Raw genomic sequence first — 26,880 nt, 5'->3', positions numbered from 1 at the left:
TGAAAACGAAAATGCCCGGCGCAAAGCCGGGCATCTCCATTCATCGGGAAAGAATATAAGGGAAACTTACTGCTGAATGTAAGTATATTTCCCGTCAGCACCCTTTTCCCACTTGTACATGACGTAGCCTGGCAGCTTCGGATCGCCCTTTTCGTCATAGGACAGGTCGCCGAGAACGGTCTTGAACGGACCCTTCTCCTTGAGCGCCTTGGCGATTTCCTGCGGATCGTTGCTGCCGGCAGCCTTTGCAGCCTGCGCCAGCGACTGAACAGCCGCATAGGAATAGAGCGTATAGGCTTCCGGCTCGAAACCGGCATCGCGGAACTTCTTCACCAGATCGGCATTGTTCGGGTTGTTGCGCGGATCGGGACCGAAGGTGTTGAGCGTACCTTCGACAGCCGGACCTGCAATCGAGGCCAGTTCGTTGGACACGATGCCATCGCCCGAGATGAACTGGGCCTTCAGGCCCTGATCGGCCATCTGGCGGATGATGAGACCGGCTTCCGGATGCAGACCACCCCAGTAAACCACATTCACGCCAGCCTGCTTGAGCTTTGCGATCAGAGCGGAGAAGTCCTTTTCACCAACGTTCACGCCTTCATAAAGGGCTTCCTTGGTGCCAAGTTCGTTGAGCTTCTTCTTGGTTTCATCGGCAAGGCCCTGACCATATGGGGTCTTGTCGTGAATGACGGCGATCTTCGCATCCTTGAAATGGTCGAAGATGTACTGACCGGCTACGATGCCCTGCTGGTCGTCACGACCGCAGGTACGGAACGTGTTCCAGAGCTGGCGTTCGGTATAGACCGGGTTGGTCGCGGCAGGCGAGATTTCAAGAATGCCGTTTTCGGCATAGACTTCCGAAGCCGGGATCGAAACGCCCGAGTTGAAGTGACCGATGACATATTTCACGCCGTCGGCTGCGAACTTGTTGGCGACGGAAATGCCCTGCTTCGGATCCGAAACGTCATCACCGAGCGAGATCGAGATTTTCTCGCCATTGATGCCGCCCGCATCGTTGACTTCCTTGATCGCGGCTTCCGCACCCTTCTGGATCTGCGCGCCATAAACGGCGTTCGGACCGGTCAAAGGTGCACCGATACCCAAAACTACATCAGCCCAAGCCGAGCCCCCGAAAGCCATTACTGCTGCAAGAGCAACGCCTGCGAAAAGCGATTTCTTCATTGTTGGAACTCCCATCATTGTATTTACCCCGAAACGATGTTTTGCATCGCTTTATTTTCTTGCTGATTACTCAGCAATATCTACGCTGAATCTTATTACTGTCAACGTGATCTTACAAAAAAGCTTCGCCGCATGACGGCGAAGCTTTAAATTTATTTTGCCTTCCAGCTGAGAGGCGAAGCTTTTTCATAAAGCCAGCTATATTGCCGCACCATTTGCTTGGTACGCGTGTAGCGGAAGCCCACCGTACCGATAATCATCAGCACGATTACATCAACCAGATAGTAATGGACCGAAAGAAGCGTTCCTTCAAACAGCGCGAAGTGGATGAAGCGCACCGCAGCCCCCAGCGGGATCAGATAGAGCAGAAGCTGCGGATAGGTGCGCCAGGTCGAAGCACAGGCACGCCCCGTCATCCAGGCAGCCCAGCCGCCCAGCAGACAGGTAATGAGGAAAAACAACCAGAATGACGGTTCTTCGTAGAGAATACCCTGCATGATTTCCTCCTAGTGCCTTCCGCCTTCGAGATAGGCAGCGCGGACTTCCGGATCGGCCAGCAATTCGCGGCCAGCGCCGCTCATGGTGATCGAGCCGTTGACCATCACATAGCCACGGTCAGCGAGCTTCAACGCACCGAATGCATTCTGCTCGACGAGAAACACGGTCAGCCCCTGCGTGCGGTTCAGTTCCTTGATCGCTTCGAAAATCTGCTTCACAATCAATGGTGCCAGACCGAGCGACGGTTCATCCAGAAGCAGGAGCTTCGGGCGCGCCATCAGTGCACGGGCGATTGCCAGCATCTGCTGTTCGCCGCCCGAAAGCGTGCCGCCACGCTGGTTGATGCGTTCCTTCAGACGCGGGAACAGGTCGAACATCAGCTTTACGTCTTCTTCGAAATATTGCTGATTATCGAGGCTTGCGCCCATCTGGAGATTTTCCAGAACCGTCATGCGCGGAAAGATACGACGGCCTTCCGGCGACTGCGCAATGCGCAGCTTGGCAATCTCGTGCGGCGGCATGGATGTGATATCCTTGCCATTGAAGAGAATGCGTCCGGTACGAGCCTTCGGCGAACCGAAGATCGTCATCATAAGCGTCGATTTACCGGCACCGTTGGCACCGATCAGCGCCACGATCTCGCCCTCGTCGACAGTGAGGTCGATGCCCTTCAGGGCGCAAATGTTGCCGTAATAGGTCTCGACCTTCTCGACGGCCAGAAGCGGTTGCTTTTTCTGCATGGTTTCAGCCTGCATCATTCGCCTCCCTTCTTCGGCTTGGCAGAAGCTTTTGTCGGGGCTTTGGCGCGTTTTGCGCCGCTGCTTTTCGCAGCCCCACTCTTGCCAGCCTTCACGGGAGCAGTCTTATGGCTCGTCGGAACATCGCCAGCTTCAACGCGCTCGGAGAACTCGGTCGCCTGACCGGCGGCGAGTTGCCTGGCCTGCCCGACCCAGTCTTCGCGTGCGATACGCCCGTCGAATTCCAGATAGGTTTCAGCTTCCACGATATCCGCTTCACTCCAGGCGGCAATCTGATCGAAATGATAGATGCCGTGTTCGTGAAGCTTCTTCTCGTTGACCGCGCCAATGCCCTTGATGAGGGTCAGATTATCGGCCTTTCCGCCGCGTGCTGCGGCCAGACCACCAGCGAGCGAAGCGCGTCCAGACGGCGCTTCACCCGTCTCTTCGGAAATTTCTTCCTCGATGGCTTCTTCGGCGAGCTGGGCAGCGACCAGTTGCGCTGGATCAGCAACACCCGGCTTGTCCGCCTCTTCAATAAGCTCGGCAATCTCTTCGTCATCCACGCCGAGATAGGCCGCGATAACGCGTGGATCGTTCTTGACTTCCTCCGGCGCGCCGTCGGAAATCTTGGTGCCATATTCCAGCACGATCACATGATCGGAGATTTCCATGACCACCGACATGTCGTGTTCGATCAGCAGGATCGACGTGCCGGTTTCCTTGCGGATATCGAGCAGGAGCTTGTTGAGCTCTGCCGATTCACGCGGATTGAGACCGGCGGCCGGTTCATCGAGACAGAGGATTTCCGGCTCGGTGCACATGGCGCGGGCGATTTCCAGACGGCGCTGATCGCCATAGGGCAGATCGCCAGCCGGATCGTCCGCACGACCGATCAGGTTGATTTTCTCCAGCCAGTAACGCGCCTTTTCAACCGCGTCCTTCGCCGCCGACTTGTAGCCCGGCAGACCGAGAAGGCCGAGGATCGTAAAGCCCGATGAGCGCATCAGCGTGTTGTGCTGCGCGACCAGCAGGTTTTCCAGAACGGTGAGGCCCGAGAACAGGCGGATATTCTGGAAGGTACGCGCCACCTTGGCCTGCTTGGTGATCTGGAAGTCAGGCAGGCGCTCCAGCAGGAACTTGTCGCCCGTCTTCCGGTTCATCGTCAGCATGCCGCCCGTCGGCTTGTAGAAACCGGTGATGCAGTTGAAGACCGTGGTCTTGCCTGCACCGTTCGGGCCGATGATCGCCGTGATATCCCCACGCTTCACGTTGAAGCTCAGATCGTTGATGGCCACGAGACCGCCAAAGCGCATCGAGAGATGCTCGACCTGCAGGATGGTGTCTTTTTCAGTGTTGCCCAATTCGGCTTTATCAGGCGCAGTGCCAGACATAGTGCTTATCTCCGCCATCAGCCGTGCCCCTCCTTGGTAAAGGCACCCGACACCATCTTCTTCTCATGCAGGAAGGCGCTCGGTTCTCGACTTCCGACAAAACCGCGCGGTTTCCAGACCATGACCACCACCATGGCAAGGCCGAAGATGAGCATGCGATAGAGTTCCGGCGTGAAATCCGGGCCGAAAATCGCTTTCAGGAAGCTCATTTCGCGCAGAATTTCAGTACCGCCGATCATGACGATCGCAGCAATGGCGATGCCGACCAGCGAGCCCATGCCACCCAGAACGACGATCGCCAGAATGACGGCGGATTCGAGGAACACGAAGGATTCCGGGCTGACGAAGCCCTGACGCGCGGCAAAGAAGGAGCCGGCAAAACCACCGAACATCGCGCCCGTGGCAAAAGCCGTGAGCTTGGTCGTGGTGGTGTTGATGCCGAGCGAACGGCAGGCGATTTCATCTTCACGCAGTGCTTCCCATGCGCGACCAACCGGCATGCGGCGCAGACGGATGGTGACCCAGGCCGTCAGGAGCGCCAGCAGAAGGATGACGTAATAGAGGAAGAACTTGTAATGGGCCGCCGAGAAGGTGAGGCCGAAATGGGCCGCGAACCCGTCCTTGCTGGCATTGAAGGGCAGACCGAAGAAGGTTGCCTTGGCAATGCCCGAAACGCCGAAGGTGCCGCGAGTAACATCCGTCCAGTTGATAAGCACCAGACGGATGATTTCACCGAAGGCAAGCGTCACGATGGCGAGATAGTCGCCACGCAGACGCAGGACCGGAAAGCCCAGAATGACGCCCCATGTTGCGGCGAGAATACCGGCTATAGGCAGCAGCATCCAGAAGGACAGGCCGAAATAGGCCGACAACAGCGCATAGGAATAAGCGCCCACTGCATAGAAGGCGACGTAACCCAGATCGAGAAGACCGGCGAGACCCACCACGATGTTGAGGCCCCAGGCCAGCATCACATAAATGAGGATCTGGACGCCGAAATTATCGACCCATTTGAGCGATCCCTGCCAGCCGAGGAAGGCGACGATCAGGATCGGATAGACAAAAAGGAAGGCAACGCCGAGGCGCGAGAAGTTGCGGCGCACGAAAGACGGGCTTTCGACCGCAGCGGCTGGCTGCTTGCTCTTGGCAAGCTTGCGCGCCTCCAGCCATGGCTGTGCAAAGGCAACGAACAGGAAACGACCAACCGCAGCCAGCGCGACCATGACGGCCAGCGCACCCCAGCGCTGAACAAGCACCAGTTCGTTGTTGATGTTCTGATCGGTCTTGAAACCGATGATGAGGCAGAAGAGGCCCAGAGCCAGAAGACCGGCGAAGAACCCTTCACGAATGGCCCGGCCAAAAAGGGAATCCGGGCGTGAACTCGACTGTGCAGCCATGATTAAACCTTTTCGACTTCAGGACGGCCAAGAATGCCGGACGGCATGAAGATCAGCACGATAGCGAGGATCGAAAACGCGGCAACGTCCTTGTAGTCGATCGAGAAATACGCAGACCACAATGCCTCGATGAGACCGATGAGCAAGCCACCGACCACAGCGCCCGGAAGCGAGCCGATGCCGCCCAGAACAGCCGCCGTGAACGCCTTGACGCCGGGGATAAAGCCGTCGGCAAAGGAAATCACGCCATAGAAGGAAAGGTAGAGCGTACCGGCCACCGCCGCGAGCATCGCCCCCATCACGAAGGTGAGCGAAATGACACGGTCGACATTGATGCCGAGAAGCGCCGCCATCTTGCGATCCTGCTCACAGGCACGCTGTGCGCGACCAAGCGAAGTGCGATTGACGATATACCAGAAGATCGTCAGCAGCACCGCTGTCACCACGATGACCACAACCTGCTTCAGCGAAATCGTCACATTGGTGCCGAAGATATTGTAGGAACCATTCAGAAGCTGAGGCACAGGCTTGTTGCGCGGCCCCTGCGTCACCTGGACAAAGTTGGACAAGGCAATCGACATGCCGATAGCCGTGATCAACGGTGCGAGGCGGAACGAACCACGCAGCGGCCGATAGGCCACGCGCTCGATCGTCCAGCTCCACAACCCCGTCAGCAACATGGCGACGACCATCATCAGAAGAAGCATCAGCGCAATCGGCAATGCTCCAATGAAGGTTGTGATGATGAGAAAAACAATCAGCGCCATGAAGGCGCCGAGCATGAAGACATCGCCATGAGCAAAGTTGATCATGCCGATAATGCCGTAGACCATCGTGTAGCCGATGGCGATCAGGCCATAGATCGAGCCGAGCGCGAGCCCGTTGATCACCTGCTGGAAGAAATATTCCATCGAGAAGCCACCCATTTTACCGCCCGGGATTTTTTTGACGCATCTTTATTTCGTGCGCCTTCATTTTTTTCCCGGCTCTTTACACCTAACGGCTGTATAGAGGAATGCAACCCCCTTTTGTCTCAGACAAAAGACTAAGGGTATCATCCTTCCACAAACTAGTTATGTCCCCTACTAAACGTCCTGTATATGTTTTTTTCTCCTACCCAGGACGCCTTATTCCACATTTTCTGCATGGCTCGAAAGCCAAAAAATTGGGAGCCAGTAATAAAATTACCAGCCGTACCCACTTTACGCGACCGTAAACCCGTGTGCAAAGGGATCGCGATCATCGATGAAGATCGTATTATATCCCGTCATGCGTGCCCAGCCTGCAATTGAAGGGATAATCGCCGGTAATGTGCGATCCTGCCCCACAACTTCCGCTGCGCGTTCAACGCGGCCGTGGAAAAGCGATCCGATGATGGATTCATGCACGAACTCATCGCCGGGCTTCAGCTTGCCCTTGGCAGCCAGTTGCGCCATGCGCGCAGACGTACCCGTTCCGCATGGCGAACGGTCGATTGCCTTGTCGCCGTAGAAGACCGCATTGCGGGCATGCGCTTCTGGGTGTTTCGGCTTGCCGGTCCACAGAATATGGCTCAGACGGTTGATATCGGGCAGCAGCGGATGCTGGAACTTGTACTTCTCGTTCAGCCGCTGGCGCAGGATCGGGCTCCAGGCAATCAACTGCAAAGCGGAATAATCTTCCATATCCGTGTAATTTTCTTGCGGCTCGACAATAGCGTAGAAATTGCCGCCATAGGCCACGTCAACCTTGATGGTGCCAAGGTCCGGGCACTCGACTTCAAGCCCTTCGGCATAAAGGAAAGCCGGAACATTGGTGAGACGAACCCGTTCGACATACTGGCCGTTCTGCTCATATTCGATCGCCACCAGACCGGCAGGCGTATCGAGATTGAGCTTGCCCGGCGTCTTCGGCGTCACCAGCCCCTGCTCTATCGCCATCGTCACGGTTCCGATCGTGCCGTGACCACACATCGGCAGGCAGCCGGACGTTTCGATGAACAGCACCGCGACATCGCAATCGGGGCGTGTCGGCGGATAGAGGATGGAACCGGACATCATGTCATGACCGCGCGGCTCGAACATCAGGCCAGTGCGGATCCAGTCGTACTCGCGCAGAAAATGCGCGCGCTTTTCCATCATGGTCGAACCTTCAAGGTTCGGCCCGCCGCCAGCCACCAGACGCACGGGGTTGCCGCATGTATGTCCGTCGACGCAGAAGAAGGAATGTCTTGCCATGATGGTCAGTTCCGAAAACGTTGTGGCTTGAAAGGTTCAATGTCGATTGCAGGTGCGGCCCCTGTAATGAGGTCACGGATAAGCCGCCCGGTCGCAGCCGACTGTGTGAGGCCAAGATGGCCGTGGCCGAAGCCGTAATAGATATTCCCGCCTGCCGAAGCCCTGCCAATAACCGGCACGGAATCCGGCATCGACGGCCGATAGCCCATCCATTGCCGCCCGCCCCCGGTGCGCAACCCCGGCAGGAACATGGACGCTTTCTTTAGCATGGCTTCGGATCGTGCGAAATTGGGCGGCAGGTCAAGCCCGCCGAACTCCACCGCACCGCCGACACGCAGGCCGGTTTCCATCGGCGTGACGACAAAACCGTGACCGGGGAATGTCAGCTGGCGCTTCACATCGAAACTGCCAACCGGCAATGTGGTATTATAGCCGCGCTCGGTGTCGAGTGGCACTGCATCGCCAAACCCCTTGGCAAGATCGCGTGACCAGGCACCGGCCATCAGGACAAGATGTGCTGCCCCGATTTCAGTCCCATCTTCCAGACGAACGCTCGCGCCGCCATTGCCGGGTCTTGCATTCATGACCCTGGCCTGAAGGAAGCGCGCGCCCTTGCTTTCGGCATAGGCCCAGATCGCCTTGCCGAACAGTTTCGGATCGCTGACATTTTTCCAGCCGGGAACGAAAGTACCCGCAACGAAACGCGGGCTCAGGCCAGGCTGCAACTCGGCAAGCCGGTCGCCGCGGACATGCTCGTAGGCAATTCCGGCCTGTTCGCGAACATCCCAGCCCGGCTGAGAGGCAGCAAGCTCGGCTTCGCTTTCATAAAGCTCCAGATTGCCGTTCTCGCGCAGCCTGTCACGCAGCCCTGCCCTGTCGATCAGCGCCATCATCTCGCTGCCGGCAAGACGCATGATATCGGCCTGTGCAATAGCAGTTTTCGCCAGCGCATCCGCGCTGCTCGCGCGCCAGAACCGGTAAAGCCACGGTACCATCTTGGGGAAATAGGAAGGACGGATCGTAAAAGGCCCGAGCGGGTCCATCAGCCAGCCCGGCACCTTGCGCATGACGCCCTTGGACGCCAGCGGCAGAATGTCGGAGAAAGCAAGCGCCGCCGCATTGCCTGAACTGGTTTCCTCGCAAATGCCGGTTCTGTCGATGACCAGAACCTGACGCCCCGCCTCGGCAAGCAAGGCGGCAGTGGCGACGCCAACAATACCGCCACCGATTATGAGAATATCCTGCTGACCCTGCGGATCAGATTTCATCTTGTGCGGCTCCCAACCGATTCATTCTTACCTGTAGCCCTGCCAAAGAACCGGACAATCTCGACGCTTCGGGCGATGGGCATTCAGTATGTTCAATGCCAGCCATCCGGCTCTGTCCATCGATTTTTTGGAATGACACTGTGCTGAGAGCTTGTCATCGCTTGAAAAAGCCACAAAGGCAGATTTAGGGAACGACCAGCGCAAATCACACCATATTGATATATCAGAGATATATCTGTAAGATTGCACTATGTCAATCGTCGTAACCACAGGGCATGGACCGGCATGGAAGAAACGAACGTTCGAGACAGGCTGACGCGGAGCCCGGCAAACATGCCGCAGGCGACCATGGACAGCTGGGGTAGTGAAAGCCTCGCCGAGCAGGCCTATCGCATTCTGGAACGTTCCATCGTCACGCTGGAACTGGAACCCGGCACTGTCGTCAACGAGCGCACGCTGATCGAACTTACCGGCATGGGCCGCACGCCCATGCGCGAGGCCATTCAACGTCTCGCCTGGGAAGGCCTCGTGGAAGTGCGTCCGCGTTCCGGTATCGCCATCGCAGCCATCGACCCGAAGGATTTCATCAAGGTGCTGGACGCACGCGAAGGTGTTGAGCGCGTTCTGGCGCGTGATGCCGCACGCTTCGGCAGCCCTCGCGACTATGAACGGCTTGAAGCTGCTGCAGCCGCCATGCGGCAGGCGATCCCGAACGAGGATGTGGCGCTGTTTCTCGATGCCGACAAGGCATTCGACATTGTTCTGGGTGCGGCAGCGAGCAATCCCTATGCCGCGCGCATTGCAGCGCCTCTGCAAACCCACAGCCGTCGTTTCTGGTTCCGTCTTCGCCCGTCGACCGGCATTGCGGGCTCGGCCAATGCGCATGCGACACTGATCGAGGCGATCATCTCCCGCCAACCGGAACGGGCCAGCGATACGGCCACCGAATTGATGGCCTATCTGCGCACCCTTGCGCCGTGATTCCCGACGCCGGACATCCAACAGCGATCAACGTGCCCGCAAGGATCGCCGCGACCGCTCATTAGCCCGAACACCTGTCGCTGCAATAGGGTTGGTACTGAAGATCAGGCCGTCATCCGTATTCACGCCATTCAAGGCGCGCGCATAGGCGTGGCGTGTTCCACGCTCCATATATTTTACCTGTAACGACACAATAGAAAGAACGGCGCAGAGGCCTATCGCTGCATGAGATGAATGTTGCATCTCAACCACTCCCGTTCGGGGTTCCAGGATTAATTTCGGGGCCAGTGGATTGAATTTGACGTTTGATCACCGTCCGATATGAATCCCGTTTCAAACGTCAAAATCGAAAAATCCACTAGATTCATAAAATTACTGGTGGTCTTTTGCTTCCGGCATTGGCTCAGCGCACATATCCGAAGGATGCAAATGTCGGAAACAGACCCCTAGTGGACTGTTCGGCTGCGACCGAAAAAAGGCGCGGTACGTCCAATTTCAAGACGTTCCTTCACGAAACCGTGATTCCAAAAAATAAAAGCCGAAGCGTGAACTTCGGCTTTTGGATATGGTAAGGACTGACGAACCCGTTCAGTGGGTCTTGTTCATCGAATCCGACATTTTGCGAAGTACGTTGAGCGCAATGCTCAGCTCCTCATCGCTCACGCCCTCCAGAAGGTCTTCGCGAACGTCACCAGCAAGCTTCACGACCTGCTCAGCCAGAATCTTGCCTTCTGCCGTCATCACCACCCGCTTCGCGCGACGGTCGCCCTGAACCGTCTGACGTTCAATGAACGACTGCCGCTCCAGACCGTCGAGCAGGCGCACCATGGTCGCATTCTCGATCTCCAGCGCTTCAGCCAGTTCCTTCTGGTAAAGGCCTTCCTGTTCCATCAAGGCAAGCAGGGTGCGCGCTCTGGCCAGCGTCAGGCCACGCTCTTTCACACGTGCGTCGAAGACGGTACGAAGCCTGCGATTAACCTTCGCCATGGCATCAATCATTTCAGCTTTGAGATCTGCCGTATCCATGCCAATCGCCTTATATATTAGTAAACTAATGATTATGGATTTGGATAAATCGCTGGCGAACTATTTTCAAGCGAACTTCCTGAACTCACGCAAGCGTGATGGGATTTGGTGCCAATATGACAGTTCTGCGAACAAATTCACTGCGGAGCGGGTGACCTGAAAAAGAAAAAGCGGGCCAAAGCCCGCTTTCCCGAAAAACGATAAACTGCTGCCGATCAGGCTGGCATGATCGTTCCCTGCAGCGTCATCAGCTGATGCAGGAAGATTTCCGCCTTGGTGCGGTGTTCGTTCGACGAAGCATCATCCAGAGCCTGGCGGGCATGATCGATACGGCGCTGAATATCCGCCGGATCGATATCGTCCACATGAGTCGCCGATTCGGCCAGAACGGTGCAGCCCTGCGGAGTAATATCGGCGAAACCGCCAAAGACTACGTAGGAGTCGGACTTGCCGTCGGCAAGCTTCACCGAAACGACACCCGGCATGATCGTCGTCATCAGCGGCGAATGACCGGCGAGAGCCGTCAGATAGCCTTCGCTACCCGGAATGACGACTTCCGTCACCTGCGCGGAAAGCAGGAGCCGTTCAGGCGACACGAGTTCGAATTGGAAAGCTTGAGCCATGGTTCTCACTTGAATTCAAAAGCATGAGCCCGAAAACGGTTTCCGGAAAAGATCATGCTTAAACAAAATGATTGGCTTTCACGGCGGGCCTTGCGGCCCACCGGGAAATTCAATTCATCAAGCAGCTTCAGCTGCCAGCTTCTTCGCCTTTTCGATCGCTTCTTCAATCGAGCCGACCATGTAGAAAGCCGGTTCTGGAAGATGATCGTATTCACCTGCGCAAAGGCCCTTGAAGCCCTTGATGGTGTCGGCGAGGTCAACTAGCTTGCCTGGCGAACCGGTGAAGACTTCAGCAACGAAGAACGGCTGCGACAGGAAGCGTTCGATCTTACGAGCGCGCGCAACGGTCAGCTTGTCGTCTTCCGACAGTTCGTCCATGCCGAGGATGGCGATAATGTCCTGAAGCGACTTGTAGCGCTGAAGGATCGACTGAACCTGACGAGCAACAGCGTAGTGTTCTTCACCAACGATCATCGGATCGAGCATACGCGACGTGGATTCGAGAGGATCCACAGCCGGGTAAATACCCTTTTCAGCGATCGAACGGTTCAGCGTCGTGGTTGCATCCAAGTGAGCGAACGACGTTGCCGGTGCGGGGTCGGTCAAATCGTCGGCAGGAACGTAAATTGCCTGAACCGAAGTAATCGAGCCCTTGGTCGTCGTGGTGATGCGTTCCTGCATCGCGCCCATGTCGGTTGCCAGCGTCGGCTGATAACCCACAGCGGAAGGAATACGACCGAGCAGAGCCGAAAGTTCCGAACCAGCCTGCGTGAAGCGGAAGATGTTGTCCACGAAGAACAGAACGTCCTGGCCCTGGTCACGGAAGTTTTCAGCAACCGTCAGACCCGACAGGGCGACGCGAGCGCGCGCACCCGGAGGCTCGTTCATCTGACCGTAAACGAGTGCGGCCTTGGAGCCTTCACCGCCACCGAGCTTGTTAACGCCCGATTCGATCATTTCGTGGTAAAGGTCGTTACCTTCACGGGTACGTTCACCAACGCCTGCGAATACCGAGTAACCGCCGTGCGCCTTGGCGACGTTGTTGATCAGTTCCATGATGAGAACGGTCTTGCCGACGCCAGCGCCGCCGAACAGACCAATCTTGCCGCCCTTGGCGTAAGGAGCGAGAAGGTCAACGACCTTGATGCCCGTTACCAGGATTTCAGCTTCAGTCGACTGTTCGATATACTCAGGAGCTTCCTGGTGGATCGCGCGACGGGCAGTGGTCTTGATCGGACCAGCTTCGTCAACCGGCTCACCAATGACGTTCATGATGCGGCCGAGCGTTTCTTCACCAACCGGAACCATGATCGGGTTGCCGGTGTCACGCACTTCGTGACCGCGAACCAGACCTTCGGTCGAGTCCATGGCGATGGTGCGAACGGTGTTTTCGCCCAGATGCTGTGCAACTTCAAGAACCAGACGGCTGCCGAGATTGTCGGTTTCCAGAGCGTTGAGGATCAGCGGAAGCTGACCGTCTTCGAACTGTACGTCGACAACAGCGCCGATGACCTGAGTGATCTTGCCTACTGCGCCGGTCGTTGCAGCCTTGGGAGCTGCATCAGACTTGGCGGCTGCCGCCTTCGCTGGAGCCTTTTTGGCTGGAGCTTTCGCCGCTGCTGGCTTCGCTTCGGCCGCGGCGGTAGTTTTCGGGGTCGCTGCTTTTGCCATCGATCCTTTTACCTTCCGATTAGAGCGCTTCCGCGCCCGAAATGATTTCGATCAGTTCCTTGGTGATCTGAGCCTGACGCTGACGGTTATACGTGATCGACAACTTGTTGATCATGTCACCGGCGTTACGCGTCGCATTGTCCATCGCGCTCATCTTCGCGCCCATTTCGCCCGCCACATTTTCCAGCAGAGCGCGGAAAATCTGGACCGAAATATTGCGTGGGATCAGCGTCGACAGGATCGCCGCAGGATCAGGTTCGTACTCATAAATCGCATCGCCTGCAGTGTCCGCCTGCGCAACATCGCCAGCCGAAGCCGGAATGATCTGCTGCGCGGTTGGAATCTGTGCAATCACCGATTTGAATTCGGAATAGAACAGGGTGCAGACATCAAATTCGCCTTGTTCGAACAGCTCAATCACCTTGTGGCCGATCTGGTCGGCATGCACAAAAGCGAGCTGCTTGACTTCGCGCAAATTGACGTGGTCGATAATCAGAGAGGCAAACTCGCGACGCAGAATATCTGCGCCCTTCTTGCCGACCGTGATGATCTTGACCGTCTTGCCTTCAGCAAGGAGCTTGCGGGCATGATCGCGCGCCAGACGCGCGATCTGCGAGTTGAAACCGCCGCAAAGGCCACGTTCTGCGGTGCAGACGACGAGCAGATGCACGTCGTCCTTGCCCGTACCGGCCATCAGGGCCGGCGCATCTTCGCCGGTTACGTTCTGCGCGATATTTGCGAGAACGGCGCCCATGCGCTGCGAATAAGGCCTTGCGGCTTCCGCGGCTTCCTGGGCACGGCGCAGCTTCGCCGCGGCGACCATCTGCATCGCCTTGGTGATTTTCTGCGTCGCCTTGACCGAGGCGATACGGTTTCTCAGATCCTTTAGTGAAGGCATCCGTTCATCCCGTCACAAAATTCAAGCGAAAGACTTGGCGAACGCGTCGACCGCTGCCTTGAGCTTTGCTTTGATGTTGTCGGTGAGCGCCTTTTCGTCGCGGATCGCATCGAGCACATCCTTATGCTCGGTGCGCAGCGAAGAAAGAAGACCTGCTTCGAACTTGCCAACCTGGTTGACGGCGATCTTGTCGAGATAGCCATTCACGCCGGCGAAAATCACGGCAACCTGTTCTTCCGTCTTGAGCGGCGAGAACTGTGGCTGCTTGAGAAGCTCGGTCAGACGTGCGCCGCGGTTCAGCAAACGCTGGGTCGAGGCATCGAGATCCGAACCGAACTGTGCGAAGGCGGCCATTTCACGATACTGGGCGAGCTCGCCCTTGATCGAACCGGCAACCTGCTTCATGGCCTTAACCTGCGCCGAAGAACCAACGCGCGAAACCGACAGACCGACGTTAACAGCCGGACGGATACCCTGGTAGAACAGGTTGGTTTCGAGGAAGATCTGGCCGTCGGTGATCGAGATCACGTTGGTCGGAATGAAGGCCGAAACGTCGTTGCCCTGCGTTTCGATGACCGGCAGAGCCGTCAGCGAGCCAGCGCCGTTTTCGTCGTTGAGCTTTGCAGCGCGTTCGAGAAGACGGGAGTGCAGATAGAAAACGTCGCCCGGATAAGCTTCGCGGCCCGGAGGACGGCGGAGCAGAAGCGACATCTGACGGTAAGCGACAGCCTGCTTGGACAGATCGTCGTAGCCGATCAGGGCGTGCATCGAGTTGTCGCGGAAATATTCGCCCATGGCGCAGCCCGCAAACGGAGCGAGATACTGCATCGGAGCCGGATCGGAAGCGGTAGCCGCGATAACGATCGAATATTCCAGAGCGCCGCGTTCTTCGAGAACCTTGACGAACTGAGCAACGGTCGAACGCTTCTGGCCGATAGCAACGTAAACGCAATAAAGCTTTTCGCTGTCCGGGCCGTTGTCGTGGATCGGCTTCTGGTTCAGGAAGGTGTCGAGAATGATGGCGGTCTTGCCGGTCTGACGGTCACCGATGACCAGCTCGCGCTGGCCGCGGCCTACCGGGATCAGAGCGTCAACAGCCTTGAGGCCGGTCGACATTGGCTCATGAACCGACTTGCGCGGAATGATGCCCGGCGCCTTTACGTCAACGCGGCGACGCTCGGTAGCAACGATTGGGCCCTTGCCGTCGATCGGGTTGCCGAGAGCGTCGACAACGCGACCCAGCAGGCCGGGACCGACCGGAACGTCAACGATTGCGCCGGTACGCTTGACGATGTCGCCTTCCTTGATGTCACGGTCGGCACCGAAGATAACGACGCCGACATTGTCGCTTTCAAGGTTCAGCGCCATGCCGCGAATGCCACCAGGGAATTCGACCATTTCACCGGCCTGGACATTGTCCAGACCATAGACGCGGGCGATACCGTCGCCAACGGAAAGAACCTGACCGACCTCGGAGACCTCAGCCTCCTTGCCGAAGTTCTTGATTTGCTCTTTCAGGATAGCGGAAATTTCCGCGGCGCGGATGTCCATCAGCCGACCTCTTTCAGTGCAAGCTTGAGAGAAGAAAGTTTAGTGCGAAGGGACGTGTCGATCTGACGCGAACCCATCTTGACGATAAGACCGCCGAGGATCGACGGATCGACGGTGACATTGATCGTCACGTCCTTGCCGGCCACGCCCTTCAGCGTTGCCTTCAATTCGTTCTGCTGCGCAGCACTCAGTTCGTGCGCGGAGATGACATCGGCGGAGACTTCACCGCGATGTTCGGCAGCAATCTTGCGGAAAGCGGCGATAATGCCCGGCAGGGCGAAGAGACGACGGTTCCGCGCGACAACGCGCAGGAAATTTCCGACCAGACCCTTGATGCCCGCCTTGTCGGCGAGAACGCCGATGGCGTGAAGCTGATCTTCCGAAGAAAATACCGGACTGGAAATCAGTCGCTTGAGGTCTTCGCTTCCGCTCAGAAGCGCCTCGAAACGGTCAAGATCTTTTTCCACAGCCGCAACGGATTTCGCGTCGAGTGCGAGCTCGAAAAGAGATCCGGCGTAACGCTGTGCGACACCTGAAATGAGCGAAGACGTTTCAGCCACGAACAACCTGCTCTCTACGTTGAAACCATCCTTTTGGGACCCAATCTTGTTCAGGACGCCAAGCCGATGATTTTATTGAATGTTTCCGGAAAACCACTGACGCGCGAGCACGTCAACACCGAAATGTGATTGCCGTCTAGCATAGACGAACAGGACTCGCAACACGCGAATCCGGCACTTTTGTGTAAGATTTGCCGCCTTTCGCGGTCAAAAAAGTCGCATCTGCCCCGGCGAGGCGACCTTCCGTTACACAACCTGCACGCCTGACGTGCAGAAGGGCACCCTTTCCGATCAGGAAATGAAGCCGAAAGCGTAAAGGAGCGGACCCGCTGCAAGCACGAATTCCACCAGTGCTGCGAGACTGCCATAGAAGCGTCCGCCGGCCGGTCCGCCCTTGCGGCCCGCTGCATCCGACATCATCGAAATGAAGCGTCCGAACAGCGCAAATCCCCATACGGAGCCCAGCACCACCCAGAGGAACGGCTGTGCGAAAATAAGACACCCAAGCCCCACGCCGAGATAGGGCCCGGCGAGCGTTGCGCGGATGGAACCGTAACCTTCGGGACGGCCGTTGATCGGCTGGAGCCGCAGCAGCTTCATCGTGATGCCGGGCGCAAAAAGCATGACAAGACCGGCCAGTGCTGTCACGGCGGCAGAGCCCCAGGCAAGCCATTCTCCGGTCGTGGCAGGAAGATAGAATTCCATCGCAATTACCCTCGTCGTTTCTTGCCATATAGCGGAATTTGGCACCACGTTCCATCCTGCGTAGGCTGTTCAGATTCTGGTTATGCCGCGCCGAAAATAGTGGCTTTGAAGAACCGGAGCGGAGCGTACTTGAAGTAGGTGAGCACCGGAAGCGCACAAAGACGCTATTTGCAGGCCGGCAGAGCCTGAATATCAACAGCCTACAGGAAGCTTTGCGGATCAATGTCCACCTGCACCCTTATCGAGCCTTTTTCCTTCGGCCCTTTGGCAAGCAAGACGCGAATAAATCCTTGAATATCGGCGCGTTTTGTTCCGTGCACGAGAATGCGGAAACGATGCCTTCCCCGTACCAGCGCAAGCGGCGCTTCGGCGGGCCCGAGCACGGAAATCTCCGAAGATGAAGGGGCCGCACGACGAAGTGCGCGCGCATGATTTTCGGCATCGGGCCGGTTGTCGGCTGAAATAATCAGCGCGGCAAGCCGTCCGAAAGGCGGCAAAGCGCTGCGTTCGCGCTCGTCGATCTCGCGGGCATAGAAAGCATCCGCATCACCACTGACGATTGCCCGCATCACCGGATGATCCGGCTGGTAGGTCTGGATGAGGCCGAGGCTCTTGCGACCGGTTCGACCGGCACGTCCCGTCACCTGATTGAGAAGCTGGAAGGTGCGCTCAGCCGCGCGCGGATCGCCATTGGCAAGCCCCAGATCGGCATCCACGACACCGACCAATGTCATGTTGGGAAAGTTGTGCCCCTTGGCAACAAGCTGCGTGCCTATGACGATATCCGCCTCGCCTTTTGCGATAGCGTCGAGTTCCAGCCGCAATCGCTTCACGCCGCCTGCCATATCAGACGAAAGAACTATGATTCGCGCTTCGCTGAACGTTGCCGCCACTTCTTCCGCAATGCGCTCCACACCCGGACCGCAGGCAACCAGATGATCCAGCGTGCCGCATTCGGGACAGGCCTGCGGTGTTGGCTCGTGATAGCCGCACTGATGGCACATGAGCTGCCCGCGAAAGCGATGTTCCACCAGCCAGCTCGAACATTGCGGACACTGGAAGCGATGGCCGCAGACCCGGCACAGCGTCAAAGGCGCATAACCGCGCCGGTTGAGGAACAAAAGCGCCTGCTCGCCGCGTTCCACCGTCTTGCCGACGGCTTCGGTCAGTGCGGGCGACAGAAACCGGCCCGGCGGTGGCGGAGAACGCCGCATGTCGATGGTCTTCAGATCGGGCAGTGCCGCTTCCGCATAGCGACCATAAAGCTTGATTCGCTTGTAGCGCCCCTGCTCCGCATTGACCTGACTTTCGATGGACGGCGTGGCCGATGCCAGGACTACCGGAAAGCCGCTGATATGGCCGCGCACCACCGCCATGTCGCGCGCATTGTAGAAAACACGGTCTTCCTGCTTGTAAGCCGGATCATGTTCTTCATCAACGACGATCAGCCCCAGTTCCTTGAAGGGCAGGAAAAGCGCCGACCGCGCGCCTGCCACAACCCGCACCGTGCCCTCCGCAATCTGCCGCCAGACGCGTTCGCGGGTACGGGGGGCAAGGTCGGAGTGCCATTCGGCAGGCTTGGCCCCAAAGCGATCATGGAACCGGTCGAGAAACTGCTGTGTCAACGCGATTTCAGGCAGGAGAATCAGCACCTGCCTGCCTTGCTCAATCGCCTTGGCAACCGCCTCGAAATAAACCTCGGTCTTGCCCGATCCGGTCACGCCGTCGAGCAACGAAACCGAAAAACAGTCGGCTTCCACGGCTTCCGACAGCATTTCAGCCGCTGCCTGCTGGTCTTCCGAAAGCGTGGCCCGCGCATAGTCGATATCGGGCTTTGCCACCACGGCTGGTGGCGGCAGCATGACTTCTTCAAAAATGCCTTGTGCCTTCAGCCCGTCCACGACCGTCATGGAGACACCCGCCGCATGGGCAAGTCCCGATCTGGTCCATGCAAGCCCGTCACGAGCAAGCTCCATCACGCGCGACCGTGCGTCGGTCATGCGCTCCGGCTCACCGCCGGAATATCGAAGGCCCGGCACCGATGGCTCGGGATCGAATGCGGCAGGCACACGCAGGACCATACGCGCCACCATGCCGGGTGGTGAAAGCGTGTAGTCAGCTGCCCAGCGCATGAAGCGCAACATGTCGCTCCCCACCGGCGGGCAGTCGAAAACTTCGGAAATCTCCCGCAGTTTTCTGGCGTCAACGGCATCGGTCTCGCCCTCGCAGACGATCCCCGCCACCTCACGAGGTCCAAGCGGCACGCGCACGATCGATCCGGGCTGGACGTTCATCCCTTCCGGAACCATATAAGAATAAGGCCGCTCCGCGGGCATGGGCACGAGCACGGGAACGACCCGTGGTGCGAGCTCCGGAAACAGACCAGAAATGGGGTTTGCAATATCGTGCGAATCTTTCGACATGATCGCGTGACCTTGGCGCGGCTTTGCGCTAAAGAAAAGCCACCTTCCGGGACTTAAATGGATTTAGCTCCCAAAAACCACCCGCGCTCATTATGGAGGAACGCTGTTATGAAGTTTTTCGTGGACACTGCGGACGTCAAGGAAATCCGCGAGCTCAACGACCTTGGGCTGGTCGATGGCGTGACCACCAACCCGTCCCTCATCCTGAAGTCGGGTCGTGACATTATCGAAGTGACCAAGGAAATCTGCAACATCGTCAAGGGCCCGGTTTCCGCCGAGGTTGCCGCGACGGAATATGAGCAGATGATGAAGGAAGCAGCCGTCATCGCCAAGATCGCTGACAATATCTGCATCAAGCTGCCTGTAACCCTCGACGGACTGAAAGCCTGTAAGGCTCTGTCGTCTGACGGCCACAAGGTCAACATGACGCTCTGCTTCTCGGCCAATCAGGCGCTTCTTGCAGCCAAGGCCGGCGCGACCTTCATTTCGCCGTTCATTGGCCGTCTCGACGATACCGGCATCAACGGCATGGAGCTGATTGCCGAAATCCGCACGATTTACGACAATTATGATTTCCGCACCGAAATTCTTGCCGCTTCGGTTCGCACCGTCAATCACGTCAAGGAAGCAGCTCTCATCGGCGCCGATGTCGTGACCGCACCTCCGGCAACGCTCAAGGCACTGGTCAAGCATCCGCTGACCGACAAGGGCCTCGAAACCTTCCTCGCCGATTGGGCGAAGACCGGTCAGAAGATCGCCTGATCGACGAACTTGCCAGACGAATGAAAGGCGGGCCATTGGCTCGCCTTTTTTTATTCCAGCACCGTTTCCCCGTCCTGCTTGCTCACCCGGATCGGTCGTGCGCCGCAATTTTCGGCAATCGCGCTGGCGAGGGCGGCTGAATGGGTCACCACCCATATCTGGCTGCGTTCGGATGCATGCGCGATCATTCGGGCAAGTGACGGGATCATATCGGGATGCAGGCTTGCCTCCGGCTCGTTGAGCGCGATCAGTGGCGGCAGGCGATAGGAGAGCAGCGCACCTGCCAGAGCCAGCAGGCGAATCTGTCCGTCGGACAATTCTCCGGGGCGAAATGTTCGCGGCGGAAAAGCCGGGAAGTTCAGGCCGAAAGTCGCCGTTTCGTCTGGATAGGGAATAACCAGCTTGGCGCCTTCCAGCGCGTCAGCAACCAGACGATCCAGATCGACCGTATCCTGCCGGATATGGGCCAGCGTCGCAAAGACCGAAGCGAGATTGCCGCCATCCTCGTCCAGCATCGCAGCGGTCGCGGCTATAGACGGCTGACGCACCGGCGCATCGCGGTCGCTTCTAAAACCATGGTAAAAACGCCAGCCACGTATCTGCGCAGAAAGATCGCCTATCTCCGGATAATGGCCGGATTGCCCAAGCACTGCCAACCCGCTTTCCGAAGTCAGCAGGCGCGCCGGGTGCTCCATGCGCCGCCCTTCCCCGTCACGCGCGAAAACAGCAGGTCCGCGCCGGTCCATCAGATCGACAGGACGACGGCCCGTATCGAGATTGAGCTGTTCTTCCTTGATCTGCGGTTCGAAGGGAAAGGCCCCGGAAACCGGCGGCGGCAGACCTGCCTCGACACGATAGGAAAGACGCGAAGCCAGTCGCTCGTCTTCAAAATCTGCTTCCAGAATGATGCGCGCCGATTCGTGCTTGCGGCGACTGCCGCTCCACATGGCCGATTGCATTCCGCCTTCACGCACCACTTCGGTCGAGAGATTACCCTCGGCAGCGGCCTTCACCAGTTGCAGCGCCCGATAGAGGTTGGATTTTCCGGCGCCGTTCTCGCCGACGAAAACCGTCACCTGTCCGAGATCGAACCGGACGGAACGCAACGAGCGATAGCCTTTGGCAGAAAACGAAACGAGACGCATGGCTTGATCGGGTCCAGCAATGAAAAGGCGGTGTGAAATCCACACCGCCTTTATAGCTGCCTGTCAATCTGAGACTAGAGTATTTCCAGCTTAAATTGAATCGTTAGAAATACTCTATCTTTTTGTTTTTACGCATGATCCTACGCAAAGCCGCTTCGCACTTTTGCTGGAAATGCTCTAGCTTATTCCCATTTCATCTCGCCCTTGATGACCTTTGCACCGAGCTCCAGACTGCTTTCGCCACCAAGATCAGGATAGCGCTTCTTCATCGCTGCGATCAGTTCGCCGCTATCCTTGGCTTTCGCCGCTTCCTCGTCGAAGGCCGCGATATAGTCGCGCGTGAACTTGATTGCCGAAACATCCGTTGCCGACCCTGCCGCCATATGTGCCGGAACGACAATGGCAGGATTGCGGGCAGCAATCGCATCGAGATTCCTGATCCATGCCTCACGCTGGGCAAGATCAGGCGTATCGGCAAGCCAGACATGTCCGCCCGACGATATCAGAACGCCGCCGAACACTGCTTTGAGCGAAGGCACCCATAAATAGCGGCGGTTCTTCATGCCTTCGGCAGGAACGATTTCAATCTCATTGCCCTCAAGCTCCAGCGCCTTCACGTCAGAAGCTTCGGGAATGACGACATCCGACAGTTTCTGCGGGCCGTTATCCTTGAGCTGCGGACCCCAGACTTTCAGCTTGTTATCGATATTGCCCTTGATCGCCTCAACCGTTTCAGGGGCCGCGATAATGCGCGCATCGGGAAAAGCAGCTTTGATCGGGCCAAGGCTGAAATAATAGTCCGGATCGCTCTGGCTCACATAGATCGTGGTCAGCTTCTTGCCCGTTTCCTTGATTTTCTCGGCAACCGCCTTGCCGTCCGAAAGCGTGAAGCCGCCATCAAGCAGGATCGCTTCTTTGTCTCCGGTCAGAAGAACAGGCGTACGATTGAAGCCGTTCTTGTCAGCCTGGAAATATTGCCATTGCAGCGGCGCAGCTTTTTCCTGTGCCATCGCCGAGCCCGCAACCGCCAGCCCTGCCAAAACTGCGAGACTGCCCATCATCATCGAAAACCGCTTCATCCAACTACTCCTGTAACAACTGGTTTAAACCAGCGGACGCATCATGCGCTCGCAGAAGCATTCAGCTTGCCAATCAGTTCATGAAAAACAAGAAGACACATAAATGTTGGCAAGGCACAACAATGTTACCTTCCTGAATTTACTGCAATTTTTCTAATATATAAAATAAAAAAGCGGCACCTTGCGGCACCGCTTTTCGATGTCAGGTCAAAACCCGATCAGAGTTTTGACAACTTCTGCGCCAGAGCGAGAAACACCTGTTCGGCCAGTTCTTCCGCAGCGCGCTTGCGCGCATCGCGTTCGGCACGCAGATTTGCGAATTCCTGACGCGGGCGGTCGAAGGAAGCGCCAACCGTGCGGGTACCGGCGGCAAGCGGCTTGCCGTCCTTGTCACGCAGCACGAAGTTCGACGTTGCCTTGACGATACCGGACGATGGACGGCCCGTACGGTCTGTCTGATCGCCAATATCGACGCTTACGGCCGCAAGCGTATAGCTGCTCAGTCCGAGACCGAGCCGATAGGTCGGGTTGGCCGGTTCGCCGGCACCGCCGCCGAGCAGGAAGATCAGGCGATTGCGGACCTGCTGCTGAAACACATCGCCAGCAGGGTCGATGGCCACCGAGGCAAGCTTGGTGCGCATGTCCGGCGTCACGCTGCCGCCTATGGTTCCACCGGCGCCACCGCCGGAGGAGTAAAGCGGCTGCACGGTGCATCCAGCCATCAGCACCGCAGCTCCGAGCGCGAAAAACGCAACGCGGAAGGCTTTGATTGCAGAGAAAAAGCGGTCAGGCAACGACATTGACGATCCTTTGCGGCACCACGATAACCTTCTTCGGCGAGCCTCCATTGAGCGCAGCCTTGACGAAGTCAAGTTCGAGCACCGCCTGCTGGATGCTAGATTGATCAGCGTCGCGGGCGATTGTCAAATCCCCACGCTTCTTACCGTTGATCTGCACCGGCATAACGATCTCGTTTTCCACCACCAATGCCGGATCGAATTCCGGCCAGGCACTGCGGGCAACCAGCGTTTCACGACCGGCAATCTTGCCGCCCAGCACAGCCAGGCACTGTTCAGCCAGATGCGGCATCATCGGCGCCAGCATCAAGATGAGCTTTTCGGTGACGTCACGGACGGCACTCTTCAACTCGTCATCCGCATTGCCCGAAGCCACCTGCTGCAGGGAAGCAGCAGCCGTATTGACCAGTTCATAAAGACGGGCGACACCACGATTGAAGGCGAGCTTCTCGATATCATCGCCGACAGCCTTGACCGCCTTATGCGCTGCCTTGGAAACGACAAGGGCTTCACCCTGCGTCCCGGTCTTCGGCGCAACGTCCTTCAGATGTTCGGCGGCTTCCGCCACCAGACGCCAGACGCGCTGCACAAAACGATGGGCGCCTTCGGCACCGGCTTCCGTCCAGATCACGTCACGCTCGGGCGGCGAATCAGACAGCATGAACCAGCGCGCCGTATCAGCACCGTAGGAAGCGATAATGTCATCCGGATCGACAACATTCTTCTTCGACTTCGACATCTTCTCGATGGAGCCGATTTCCACCGGCTCGCCCGTCGAAAGCAGGGTTGCGCTACGCTTGCCGTCGGTCTCCTCGATACGAATATCGGCAGGCGGCACCCACTGGCCATTGGCCTTGTAGGTCTCGTGCACAACCATGCCCTGCGTGAACAGGCCCTTGAACGGCTCATCGATGCCGACGTGACCGGCGACCTTCATCGCGCGGGTGAAGAAACGCGAATAGAGCAGATGCAGGATCGCGTGTTCGATACCGCCGATATACTGATCGACCGGCAGCCAATGATCCGCAACCTTGCGGTCGGTCGGCTCGTTTTCCCATGGCGCCGTAAAGCGGGCATAGTACCAGGACGAATCGACGAACGTGTCCATCGTATCGGTTTCACGGCGCGCATCGCCACCGCATTTCGGGCACTTCACATGACGCCATGTTGCATGACGGTCGAGCGGATTGCCCGGACGGTCGAACTCGACATCGTCCGGCAGCTTGACCGGCAGATCGGCGCGCGGCACCGGATTGACGCCGCAGCTTTCGCAATGGATCATCGGGATCGGGCAGCCCCAGTAGCGCTGGCGCGAAATGCCCCAGTCACGCAGACGGAACTGTACCTTGCGGCTTGCCTGCGGGCTGTTGCCGAGGCTGGTCTGTTCCAGACGGTTCGCCACCTCATTGAAGGCCGCTTCCGGCGTCATGCCGTCAAGGAAGCGCGAATTGATCATCACGCCATCGTCGGTATAGGCCGTTTCGCCGATGCTGAAGCCTGCCGCATCTTCGCCCTTCGGCAGAACAACAGGCGTAACCTTCAATTTGTACTTGTTGGCGAAATCCAGATCGCGCTGATCGTGTGCCGGGCAGCCGAACACCGCGCCCGTGCCATATTCCATCAGAACGAAATTGGCGACATAGACCGGCAGTTCCCAGTTCTCATCGAACGGATGCCGGACTTTCACGCCTGTCTCGAAGCCCTTCTTCTCAGCCGTTTCCAGCGCCGCCAGCGACGTGCCGTGCTGATGGCATTCCTCGATGAAACCGGAAAGCGAAGCATTGTCTTCGGCCAGCTTCTTCGCCAGCGGATGATCGGCGGAGATCGCCACGAAAGCCGCGCCGAACAGCGTGTCCGGACGGGTCGTATAGACCTCGATTTCCGAGAAACCGGCAGGTGCCGTATTGCCGTCCAGCGCAAAGCGGACCTGCAGGCCTTCCGACTTGCCGATCCAGTTGCGCTGCATCAGGCGAACCTTTTCCGGCCACTGGTCGAGCGTGTCGAGACCGGCCAGCAATTCCTCGCTGAAATCGGTGATCTTGAAGAACCATTGCGTCAGTTCGCGCTGTTCGACCAGCGCGCCCGAACGCCAGCCGCGGCCGTCCACCACCTGCTCGTTGGCAAGCACGGTGTTGTCGACCGGGTCCCAGTTGACCTTGGAGGTCTTGCGCGTCACCAGACCTTTTTCGAAAAGATCGATGAACAGCATCTGCTGGCGATGATAATATTCCACGTCGCAGGTCGCGAATTCACGCGCCCAGTCGAGCGAAAGCCCCATCGATTTGAGCTGGCTGCGCATCGTGGCGATGTTCTGGTAGGTCCATTCCTTCGGATGAACCTTGTTCTGCATTGCCGCATTTTCCGCAGGCATGCCGAACGCGTCCCATCCCATCGGATGAAGCACGTTGAAACCCTTGGCGCGCTTGTAACGGGCGACAACGTCGCCCATCGCATAGTTGCGCACATGGCCCATATGGATGCGCCCCGATGGATAGGGGAACATCTCGAGCACATAATATTTCTCGCGGCTGTCGCCATTGTCGGTTTCGAAGGTCCGGTCTTCTTCCCAGACTTTCTGCCAATGAGCTTCCGCCACGCGCGGATTATAACGTTCGGCTGCCATGACCGTATTTACTCGTACAAAGGTGATGCAATAAGGAGAGTCGATGTTTAATGGCGACCTTCACCACGTATTGGCGAAAGCGTCAACCTTTTGCGGATGAAAAGCCTGAAAGCGAGAGTTTCATGTCAGATATCGTAGCGAAGCTGAACACGGTCAAGGCCGCAATCGCCAATGCCGAAGAGGAAGCACAGCGTGACGAGGGTTCTGTTACGCTTGTCGCCGTATCAAAAACCTTCGATGCGGAGGAAATCCGCCCGGCCCTCGACGCGGGCCAGCGCGTCTTCGGTGAAAACCGCGTGCAGGAAGCACAAGCCAAATGGCCAGGACTGCGCGAGGATTATTCCGGCATTGAACTGCATCTCATCGGCCCGCTGCAATCCAACAAGGCCGCCGATGCCGTCGCCCTGTTCGATGTCATAGAAACGGTCGACCGCGAAAAGATCGCAGCCGCCCTGGCCAGCGAGATCAAGAAGCAGAACAAGGCCCCGAAGCTCTATGTGCAGGTGAATACCGGACTTGAAGAACAGAAGGCCGGCATTGCACCGAAGGAAGCTGTCGCCTTTGTCGAGCGCTGCCGCAAGGAACACGGCCTCGCCATCGAGGGGCTGATGTGCATCCCGCCTGCGGATGAAAATCCGGGGCCGCATTTCGCTCTTCTGGAAAAGCTCGCCCGCGAGGCACAGGTCGAAAAGCTCTCCATGGGCATGTCGGGCGATTATGAAACCGCCATCGGTTTCGGCGCGACATCGGTGCGTGTCGGCTCGGCCATCTTCGGCGGGCGGAGCTATCCGTCTCCCAACTGATCGCTTTCAGTGCAGGACGATCTCGCCCTGCACATTCCTCCAGTCCGAGGGGCCAAGCAGCCGGAAATGCGTGTAGCTGACCGAATGCAACGGCCCGTCGATTTCCCGATTCCAGAATTCGATGAAATGATTGAGCACCGGAAAATCGGGCGCGAGGTCATAATCCTGCCAGACGAAAAGCTGCAGCAGATGCGGATGATCGGGCAAGTGGTAGAAAACTTTCGCCGTCGTCAGACCATAACCGGCGAGCTGGAGTTCAAAGGCTGATTTTGCGTTCAAAGCGGACGTCGTCATGGCGATTTCCCCTTTTTGTGAAGAGCCTTATTGTCAGGCTCCTGAATAGGAGATAATCACTCCAAATGGTTTTTAAACTGTAAAAACAATATATTAGCACCAATCAACAGCGAGTGCTGCCAGTTACCATTTCTGACGATGCGTCATTGTGGATCATAGACGCGCCGATTGTCTAATTTACCTTGCCCGCAATGGAAGGTAGACAGGGCACCCGATGGTCTCGCCTTTCATGGCAAGCCGTCTCATC

General features: G+C 57.5%; 25 protein-coding genes. 3 read left to right on the top strand and 22 right to left on the bottom strand.

The genetic code is table 11. The features are described 5' to 3' along the window. Window positions 1-66: 66 nt before the first annotated feature. The 8 genes from F9K94_RS19380 to F9K94_RS19345 all read right to left on the bottom strand — a co-directional run bounded on the left by F9K94_RS19380 (window position 67) and on the right by F9K94_RS19345 (window position 8,692). Window positions 67-1,182 carry a branched-chain amino acid ABC transporter substrate-binding protein gene (locus tag F9K94_RS19380; RefSeq protein ID WP_061347980.1) on the bottom strand — a complete coding sequence of 372 codons (1,116 nt, stop codon included), beginning with the start codon at window positions 1,180-1,182 and terminating at the stop codon, window positions 67-69. 152 nt (window positions 1,183-1,334) lie between these two features. Then, window positions 1,335-1,679, bottom strand: a complete 345-nt coding sequence (locus tag F9K94_RS19375) for a DUF6867 family protein (protein WP_071633441.1) — start codon at window positions 1,677-1,679, stop codon at window positions 1,335-1,337. A gap of 9 nt (window positions 1,680-1,688) precedes the next feature. Continuing rightward, window positions 1,689-2,435, bottom strand: coding sequence for an ABC transporter ATP-binding protein (locus F9K94_RS19370; RefSeq protein ID WP_061347978.1), 747 nt, complete (start codon window positions 2,433-2,435; stop codon window positions 1,689-1,691). Then, entirely contained in the window at window positions 2,435-3,829 is a 1,395-nt protein-coding gene (locus F9K94_RS19365; RefSeq protein ID WP_407922056.1) for an ATP-binding cassette domain-containing protein, read from the bottom strand. Before F9K94_RS19365 ends, F9K94_RS19370 begins: the two co-directional genes overlap by 1 nt. After that, window positions 3,829-5,208, bottom strand: coding sequence for a high-affinity branched-chain amino acid ABC transporter permease LivM (livM, locus tag F9K94_RS19360; RefSeq protein ID WP_061347976.1), 1,380 nt, complete (start codon window positions 5,206-5,208; stop codon window positions 3,829-3,831). The genes F9K94_RS19365 and livM overlap by 1 nt, the downstream gene beginning before the upstream one ends. Before the next feature lie 2 nt (window positions 5,209-5,210). Next, on the bottom strand, window positions 5,211-6,119 hold the full coding sequence (locus F9K94_RS19355; RefSeq protein ID WP_061348083.1) for a branched-chain amino acid ABC transporter permease: 909 nt from the start codon (window positions 6,117-6,119) through the stop codon (window positions 5,211-5,213). A 291-nt stretch (window positions 6,120-6,410) separates the two neighbouring features. After that, window positions 6,411-7,424, bottom strand: a complete 1,014-nt coding sequence (locus tag F9K94_RS19350; RefSeq protein ID WP_061347975.1) for a 4-hydroxyproline epimerase — start codon at window positions 7,422-7,424, stop codon at window positions 6,411-6,413. A gap of 5 nt (window positions 7,425-7,429) precedes the next feature. Continuing rightward, window positions 7,430-8,692 carry an NAD(P)/FAD-dependent oxidoreductase gene (locus tag F9K94_RS19345; protein WP_151647826.1) on the bottom strand — a complete coding sequence of 421 codons (1,263 nt, stop codon included), beginning with the start codon at window positions 8,690-8,692 and terminating at the stop codon, window positions 7,430-7,432. 333 nt (window positions 8,693-9,025) lie between these two features. Between F9K94_RS19345 and F9K94_RS19340 the strand changes: the two genes are divergently transcribed. Further along, window positions 9,026-9,673, top strand: coding sequence for a GntR family transcriptional regulator (locus F9K94_RS19340; protein WP_235813557.1), 648 nt, complete (start codon window positions 9,026-9,028; stop codon window positions 9,671-9,673). A 27-nt stretch (window positions 9,674-9,700) separates the two neighbouring features. Here F9K94_RS19340 and F9K94_RS19335 read toward each other — a convergent pair whose 3' ends face one another. The 9 genes from F9K94_RS19335 to F9K94_RS19295 all read right to left on the bottom strand — a co-directional run bounded on the left by F9K94_RS19335 (window position 9,701) and on the right by F9K94_RS19295 (window position 19,130). After that, complete coding sequence (locus tag F9K94_RS19335; RefSeq protein WP_081104559.1) at window positions 9,701-9,916, bottom strand: hypothetical protein; 216 nt, start codon at window positions 9,914-9,916, stop codon at window positions 9,701-9,703. A gap of 345 nt (window positions 9,917-10,261) precedes the next feature. After that, window positions 10,262-10,699: a MarR family winged helix-turn-helix transcriptional regulator gene (locus F9K94_RS19330; protein ID WP_061347972.1), complete on the bottom strand. Its 438-nt coding sequence runs from the start codon at window positions 10,697-10,699 to the stop codon at window positions 10,262-10,264. Between the two features lie 215 nt (window positions 10,700-10,914). Beyond that, complete coding sequence (locus tag F9K94_RS19325) at window positions 10,915-11,322, bottom strand: F0F1 ATP synthase subunit epsilon (protein WP_061347971.1); 408 nt, start codon at window positions 11,320-11,322, stop codon at window positions 10,915-10,917. Between the two features lie 117 nt (window positions 11,323-11,439). After that, entirely contained in the window at window positions 11,440-12,993 is a 1,554-nt protein-coding gene (atpD, locus tag F9K94_RS19320; protein ID WP_061347970.1) for a F0F1 ATP synthase subunit beta, read from the bottom strand. A 19-nt stretch (window positions 12,994-13,012) separates the two neighbouring features. After that, window positions 13,013-13,891 carry a F0F1 ATP synthase subunit gamma gene (locus F9K94_RS19315; protein ID WP_061347969.1) on the bottom strand — a complete coding sequence of 293 codons (879 nt, stop codon included), beginning with the start codon at window positions 13,889-13,891 and terminating at the stop codon, window positions 13,013-13,015. 21 nt (window positions 13,892-13,912) lie between these two features. After that, on the bottom strand, window positions 13,913-15,442 hold the full coding sequence (atpA, locus tag F9K94_RS19310) for a F0F1 ATP synthase subunit alpha (RefSeq protein ID WP_012091259.1): 1,530 nt from the start codon (window positions 15,440-15,442) through the stop codon (window positions 13,913-13,915). Then, window positions 15,442-16,002, bottom strand: a complete 561-nt coding sequence (locus tag F9K94_RS19305; RefSeq protein WP_151647824.1) for a F0F1 ATP synthase subunit delta — start codon at window positions 16,000-16,002, stop codon at window positions 15,442-15,444. Before F9K94_RS19305 ends, atpA begins: the two co-directional genes overlap by 1 nt. 291 nt (window positions 16,003-16,293) lie before the next feature. After that, window positions 16,294-16,707, bottom strand: coding sequence for an AGROH133_08824 family phage infection protein (locus tag F9K94_RS19300; RefSeq protein ID WP_151555898.1), 414 nt, complete (start codon window positions 16,705-16,707; stop codon window positions 16,294-16,296). Window positions 16,708-16,907: 200 nt separating this feature from the next. Then, window positions 16,908-19,130 (bottom strand): primosomal protein N', encoded by a 2,223-nt coding sequence (locus tag F9K94_RS19295; protein ID WP_151647822.1) that lies wholly within the window; start codon window positions 19,128-19,130, stop codon window positions 16,908-16,910. Between the two features lie 108 nt (window positions 19,131-19,238). Here F9K94_RS19295 and fsa point away from each other — a divergent pair, with 108 nt between their 5' ends. Further along, the gene (fsa, locus tag F9K94_RS19290; protein ID WP_061347966.1) at window positions 19,239-19,892 is read left to right on the top strand and encodes a fructose-6-phosphate aldolase; all 654 of its coding nucleotides are present in this window, start codon (window positions 19,239-19,241) and stop codon (window positions 19,890-19,892) included. Between the two features lie 50 nt (window positions 19,893-19,942). Here fsa and F9K94_RS19285 read toward each other — a convergent pair whose 3' ends face one another. The 4 genes from F9K94_RS19285 to leuS form a co-directional block, all read right to left on the bottom strand. Continuing rightward, window positions 19,943-21,037 (bottom strand): AAA family ATPase, encoded by a 1,095-nt coding sequence (locus F9K94_RS19285; protein WP_061348082.1) that lies wholly within the window; start codon window positions 21,035-21,037, stop codon window positions 19,943-19,945. Window positions 21,038-21,219: 182 nt separating this feature from the next. Beyond that, window positions 21,220-22,116: an MBL fold metallo-hydrolase gene (locus tag F9K94_RS19280; protein WP_151647820.1), complete on the bottom strand. Its 897-nt coding sequence runs from the start codon at window positions 22,114-22,116 to the stop codon at window positions 21,220-21,222. A gap of 218 nt (window positions 22,117-22,334) precedes the next feature. Beyond that, window positions 22,335-22,916: an LPS assembly lipoprotein LptE gene (gene lptE, locus F9K94_RS19275; RefSeq protein ID WP_151647818.1), complete on the bottom strand. Its 582-nt coding sequence runs from the start codon at window positions 22,914-22,916 to the stop codon at window positions 22,335-22,337. After that, the gene (leuS, locus tag F9K94_RS19270) at window positions 22,903-25,536 is read right to left on the bottom strand and encodes a leucine--tRNA ligase (RefSeq protein WP_151647816.1); all 2,634 of its coding nucleotides are present in this window, start codon (window positions 25,534-25,536) and stop codon (window positions 22,903-22,905) included. The genes lptE and leuS overlap by 14 nt, the downstream gene beginning before the upstream one ends. A gap of 122 nt (window positions 25,537-25,658) precedes the next feature. Between leuS and F9K94_RS19265 the strand changes: the two genes are divergently transcribed. Next, the gene (locus F9K94_RS19265) at window positions 25,659-26,339 is read left to right on the top strand and encodes a YggS family pyridoxal phosphate-dependent enzyme (protein ID WP_151647814.1); all 681 of its coding nucleotides are present in this window, start codon (window positions 25,659-25,661) and stop codon (window positions 26,337-26,339) included. 6 nt (window positions 26,340-26,345) lie between these two features. Here F9K94_RS19265 and F9K94_RS19260 read toward each other — a convergent pair whose 3' ends face one another. Further along, window positions 26,346-26,633: an usg protein gene (locus F9K94_RS19260; RefSeq protein WP_006471250.1), complete on the bottom strand. Its 288-nt coding sequence runs from the start codon at window positions 26,631-26,633 to the stop codon at window positions 26,346-26,348. Between the last annotated feature and the right edge of the window lie 247 nt (window positions 26,634-26,880).

The sequence above is a fragment of the Brucella tritici genome, from assembly GCF_008932285.1.
Lineage (GTDB): Bacteria > Pseudomonadota > Alphaproteobacteria > Rhizobiales > Rhizobiaceae > Brucella > Brucella tritici.
The sequence above is the reverse complement of the archived record's forward strand: the minus strand, read 5'-3'. Positions and strand labels throughout refer to the sequence as shown.

Bases quoted from the DNA above. Each gene is read 5' to 3' on its own strand.
- F9K94_RS19280 (WP_151647820.1), bottom strand. From the start codon at position 22,116: ATGAAGCGGTTTTCGATGATGATGGGCAGTCTCGCAGTTTTGGCAGGG.
- F9K94_RS19355 (WP_061348083.1), bottom strand. From the start codon at position 6,119: ATGGAATATTTCTTCCAGCAGGTGATCAACGGGCTCGCGCTCGGCTCG.
- F9K94_RS19260 (WP_006471250.1), bottom strand. From the start codon at position 26,633: ATGACGACGTCCGCTTTGAACGCAAAATCAGCCTTTGAACTCCAGCTC.
- F9K94_RS19365 (WP_407922056.1), bottom strand. From the start codon at position 3,829: ATGGCGGAGATAAGCACTATGTCTGGCACTGCGCCTGATAAAGCCGAA.
- F9K94_RS19335 (WP_081104559.1), bottom strand. From the start codon at position 9,916: ATGCAACATTCATCTCATGCAGCGATAGGCCTCTGCGCCGTTCTTTCT.
- F9K94_RS19345 (WP_151647826.1), bottom strand. From the start codon at position 8,692: ATGAAATCTGATCCGCAGGGTCAGCAGGATATTCTCATAATCGGTGGC.
- lptE (WP_151647818.1), bottom strand. From the start codon at position 22,916: ATGTCGTTGCCTGACCGCTTTTTCTCTGCAATCAAAGCCTTCCGCGTT.
- F9K94_RS19370 (WP_061347978.1), bottom strand. From the start codon at position 2,435: ATGCAGGCTGAAACCATGCAGAAAAAGCAACCGCTTCTGGCCGTCGAG.
- F9K94_RS19265 (WP_151647814.1), top strand. From the start codon at position 25,659: ATGTCAGATATCGTAGCGAAGCTGAACACGGTCAAGGCCGCAATCGCC.
- F9K94_RS19295 (WP_151647822.1), bottom strand. From the start codon at position 19,130: ATGTCGAAAGATTCGCACGATATTGCAAACCCCATTTCTGGTCTGTTT.
- F9K94_RS19340 (WP_235813557.1), top strand. From the start codon at position 9,026: ATGCCGCAGGCGACCATGGACAGCTGGGGTAGTGAAAGCCTCGCCGAG.
- F9K94_RS19285 (WP_061348082.1), bottom strand. From the start codon at position 21,037: ATGCGTCTCGTTTCGTTTTCTGCCAAAGGCTATCGCTCGTTGCGTTCC.
- F9K94_RS19375 (WP_071633441.1), bottom strand. From the start codon at position 1,679: ATGCAGGGTATTCTCTACGAAGAACCGTCATTCTGGTTGTTTTTCCTC.
- livM (WP_061347976.1), bottom strand. From the start codon at position 5,208: ATGGCTGCACAGTCGAGTTCACGCCCGGATTCCCTTTTTGGCCGGGCC.
- F9K94_RS19380 (WP_061347980.1), bottom strand. From the start codon at position 1,182: ATGAAGAAATCGCTTTTCGCAGGCGTTGCTCTTGCAGCAGTAATGGCT.
- F9K94_RS19315 (WP_061347969.1), bottom strand. From the start codon at position 13,891: ATGCCTTCACTAAAGGATCTGAGAAACCGTATCGCCTCGGTCAAGGCG.
- atpA (WP_012091259.1), bottom strand. From the start codon at position 15,442: ATGGACATCCGCGCCGCGGAAATTTCCGCTATCCTGAAAGAGCAAATC.
- leuS (WP_151647816.1), bottom strand. From the start codon at position 25,536: ATGGCAGCCGAACGTTATAATCCGCGCGTGGCGGAAGCTCATTGGCAG.
- F9K94_RS19325 (WP_061347971.1), bottom strand. From the start codon at position 11,322: ATGGCTCAAGCTTTCCAATTCGAACTCGTGTCGCCTGAACGGCTCCTG.
- fsa (WP_061347966.1), top strand. From the start codon at position 19,239: ATGAAGTTTTTCGTGGACACTGCGGACGTCAAGGAAATCCGCGAGCTC.
- F9K94_RS19300 (WP_151555898.1), bottom strand. From the start codon at position 16,707: ATGGAATTCTATCTTCCTGCCACGACCGGAGAATGGCTTGCCTGGGGC.
- atpD (WP_061347970.1), bottom strand. From the start codon at position 12,993: ATGGCAAAAGCAGCGACCCCGAAAACTACCGCCGCGGCCGAAGCGAAG.
- F9K94_RS19330 (WP_061347972.1), bottom strand. From the start codon at position 10,699: ATGGATACGGCAGATCTCAAAGCTGAAATGATTGATGCCATGGCGAAG.
- F9K94_RS19350 (WP_061347975.1), bottom strand. From the start codon at position 7,424: ATGGCAAGACATTCCTTCTTCTGCGTCGACGGACATACATGCGGCAAC.